General features: G+C 68.2%; 4 protein-coding genes and 1 pseudogene. 3 read left to right on the top strand and 2 right to left on the bottom strand.

Annotated elements, in window-relative coordinates:
* Positions 1–59: 59 nt before the first annotated feature.
* Positions 60–413, bottom strand: coding sequence for a TadE/TadG family type IV pilus assembly protein (locus U9980_RS25930; RefSeq protein WP_322751524.1), 354 nt, complete (start codon positions 411–413; stop codon positions 60–62).
* 715 nt (positions 414–1,128) lie between these two features.
* Positions 1,129–1,323, bottom strand: a complete 195-nt coding sequence (locus U9980_RS25925; RefSeq protein ID WP_322770326.1) for a hypothetical protein — start codon at positions 1,321–1,323, stop codon at positions 1,129–1,131.
* Positions 1,324–1,513: 190 nt separating this feature from the next.
* Here U9980_RS25925 and U9980_RS25920 point away from each other — a divergent pair, with 190 nt between their 5' ends.
* The 3 genes and pseudogenes from U9980_RS25920 to U9980_RS25910 all read left to right on the top strand — a co-directional run.
* On the top strand, positions 1,514–2,599 hold the full coding sequence (locus tag U9980_RS25920; protein ID WP_322770325.1) for a tyrosine-type recombinase/integrase: 1,086 nt from the start codon (positions 1,514–1,516) through the stop codon (positions 2,597–2,599).
* A gap of 4 nt (positions 2,600–2,603) precedes the next feature.
* The gene (locus tag U9980_RS25915; protein ID WP_322770324.1) at positions 2,604–2,924 is read left to right on the top strand and encodes a helix-turn-helix transcriptional regulator; all 321 of its coding nucleotides are present in this window, start codon (positions 2,604–2,606) and stop codon (positions 2,922–2,924) included.
* A gap of 176 nt (positions 2,925–3,100) precedes the next feature.
* Positions 3,101–3,322, top strand: a pseudogene (locus U9980_RS25910) (hypothetical protein); the annotation flags it as partial.

Raw genomic sequence — 3,322 nt, 5'->3', positions numbered from 1 at the left:
TGAGCCGCGGTCCTGATCCCGGTCATGGCCACGGGGTGCGGCTGGCGCGACGGTGGGTGTCATGGGACTGTGGCCCGCCGTTCGACCGGGCCGGCCGCGTCGGCGTGGACCCCGAGATGCAGTCCCGGCACGACACTGGCGGCGGTGCCGTGGACACCGACGTTCGCGCGGGCGGCGTCACGGGTGACCGTGATCTGCGGGTCGGTGAGGGTGGCTCGGCCGAGCTGGTCGAGGGTGGCGTCGGCTTGGGCCTGGCCGGCGGCGGCGCTGCCACCATCGGCGCGGGCCGCGGCCAGCGCACGGGCTGCGGTTGCCTGAGCGACGTGGGTGGCGTGCGCCCAGATCGTGACCTGCGCCAGCAGCAACACGATCGTGAACAGCACCGGCAACACGAAGATCATCTCGACGGTCAGCGCGCCCTCGTCCCGGCGCCGACCGGCGGGCTCAGGCGCCGGTCCGCCCGGTCGACACCGTTGCCGCGGGTGCGGTCGCCTGCCCGGCGTGTGGAGTGGATGTCGCGGTGTGCCGCGGCTGTCCTGACCGGCCGGGCCTGGAGATCCGGGCAGGTGGGTGCCGGGCCAGCTGTAGGCCTGCCAGCGGCGATGTCCTCTCGTGCGCGGGAAACCTGCCCATGCCGACGGCGACCTGCTGTCCCACGAGCCGGGATAGCCGTCATGTCCTCGCTCGGCGCTCGTCACGGTGGCCTGTCGGCCGCCCTGTTGATCCTGTTCTGGCCCGCGTCGGACGGGGTCCGTGGACCCGGGAGCGGCGCGTGGACCCGCGCTGCACACGGAGACCGGCCGTGGGACATCTGCATCGGCTTCCCCACATCGGTGTAGGGAGGCCGGTGCAGATGCCGTCCCTGCTGCGGGTGTTTCTGTCCATCGAAACGGCGTCGAACCTCCCTGGAGATCGGGGCAGTTGTCATCTCCTGGCCTCACGCTTGATCCCGTACTCACGGCGCCACCAGAATTCGTCATGGCATGTCCATTTCCTGCGTTCCGCCGTCGACAGATCGGTGGTCGTTTGACACGCCGTTGACAAGTAGGTCGGCGAGTTGACATGTTCACCGGCCTCCTTCCCATCGGCGTGGGTCGTGAGCCGGACGGGTGGACGCTGCCATGCCGGTTATTGGAAGGCGATGCGTTTGGCGGCGCTCAGGATTTCCGGCCCGAAAATCCCGATGACGGTGAGGGCGAGCGCGGCGAGGAACGCGATCCAGATGACCTGTTCGGTGGTGCTGCCCCGGTCGCGTTCCTTCGGTGGCATGTGCCGGTAACGGTGGTAGATCCGTGACCACCAGGTGTGGAGTGGGCTGAACACGGTTCCTCCGACGGTCGAGACTGTCTGAAGGCCCGTGGGTTCCGCTGTCGCCGTGGAGCGCTGGCGGAGCTACGAGCCAGGTGTGGTCTGGGGTGTGGCGGCGGCTGAGGATGTCGGCGAGGCGTCGAGATTCCTGACAGCTGGTCGGTATGGTCCGCCGCATGATCGGTTTGGTTGAACTGAGGTTCCGGTGACGCTGGCGGCTGTGCGGTCGCTGGGGCCGTCACGGCGGTTGGGGTCGGCGCAGGAGCTCGAGGACTTCGAGCAGGAGCTGGTTGACCAGTACGCCCTGGCGGTGTCGGGGTCCGGGGCGACTGACGGCCACGTGACAAGCGACCGGTCTGTGATCTTCGAGTTTCTTCGGTTCTTGGGGCGTCCGCTGTGGACGGCGGGGCCGGAGGACGCCGACCGGTTCCTGCGTGATCAGCGGAAGGACCGCCGTCTGGCGCGGTCGACGGTATATGGCAAGGCGAAGGCGTTGGGCCGGTTCTACGGTTTCTTGCTGGCGCGCTACCAGGGGGAGATCCACGCACTGACCGGCCATGTGATCTGCCTGCCCATCGACGAGTTCAACCGGCCTCACAGCCCCGACCGCGATGTCGCCCGAGTCCCGCCCCCGGACGAGGAGGTCGAAGCCTTGTTCGCGGCGTGGCGTGACGCGCTGCCGGGCGCGCGGAAGTTCCTGCCGGCCGCCCGGGACTATTTCGCGGCGTCGTTGTGGCGCAGGGCGGGCCTGCGGATCAGCGAGACCGTGATGCTGGACATCCGTGACTGGCGGCCGGACCTCGGCGAGTACGGGAAGCTGCACGTGCGTTTCGGGAAAGGGAGCATGGGACGGGGTCCGAAACCCCGCCTGGTACCAGCGATCAATTCTGTGGATGTTCTGCTGGACTGGTGGCTGGCCGACGTGCGCCACCAGTTCAGTGACGACTGGGCCGCTCCCGACGCCCCGATGCTTCCCAGCGAACGCCATGACCGGGCGACCGACCGCTGTGGAAGGGCCGGCGATGACGCCCTTCGATCGGGCCTGGCCGCCGCGGTGTCTGCGTGGCTCCCCGGCTGGATCGGCCAGCTGACTCCGCACACGCTGCGGCATTACTGCGCGTCGTCGTTGTATTCCCGAGGCATGGACCTGAAAGCTATCCAAGATATTCTCGGCCACGAATGGCTGTCGACCACGACCCGATACATTCACGTCCACGACGGGCACATCGAACAAGCCTGGATGTCCGCGAACGCACGAGTCGCTTCTCGTCTCGAACAGCCAGGACGGTGAGCTGATGCGCTGGAATCTTCGCATGAAGGCCGCCGAGCAGGGAATCTGGAAGAGTACCGAGATGCGTCGACGGCTCGCCGACGCAGGATTGGAGATCAGTGCGGGGAAGATGTCGGCGTTGTGGACCTGCACACCGGTCACGATCCGGCTCGACGACCTTGACGTCGTCTGCGCAGTCCTGTCCTGCACCCCGACGGACCTGCTGATCGTCGAACCCGACAAGGTCGCGGCACGCCGTCCCGTCCGCAAGGAGCGGCTCGCCGCGGTCGGACCCGTCCCGATCACGCCCCGGCTCGGGCGCAACCGGACGCTGCCGCCGGCATGAGCCGTCCCTGCCTCTGCACCCGGTGCGGCGTCAACCCTGTCGCATACTCCGGCCGAGACTCCTGCTACCGCTGCGTTCCCCGGGTATGGAAGCGGCCGCCACGCTGCAAGCTCTGCGGGTCGACCACCGACTACTACACGGCCGGTCGTTGCCGGCGCTGCCACCGGTCGGCACCGATGGTCGACAGTTGCCGGGACTGTCTGGCGTGGGGCGTGACCCGGCACCTGGGCTGGCTGTGCCAGGCATGCCACAGCTGGCGTGTCCGCTTCACCACGCCGCGGGAATGTGTGTCCTGCCGGCGCTTCGTCGCCGTCAACGCGCAAAGCCACTGCCGGTTGTGCATCCGACAGGCGCATCTCATCCGGCTGCCCCATCACAGCATCAACGTCGTCGACGCC

The sequence above is a fragment of the Protofrankia sp. Cr1 genome (genome assembly GCF_963555865.1).
In the GTDB taxonomy this organism is placed as follows: domain Bacteria; phylum Actinomycetota; class Actinomycetes; order Frankiales; family Frankiaceae; genus Protofrankia.
Note: the sequence above shows the minus strand (reverse complement) of the source record. Positions and strands in the feature narration are given on the sequence as shown.

Bases quoted from the DNA above. Each gene is read 5' to 3' on its own strand.
- U9980_RS25915 (WP_322770324.1), top strand. From the start codon at position 2,604: ATGCGCTGGAATCTTCGCATGAAGGCCGCCGAGCAGGGAATCTGGAAG.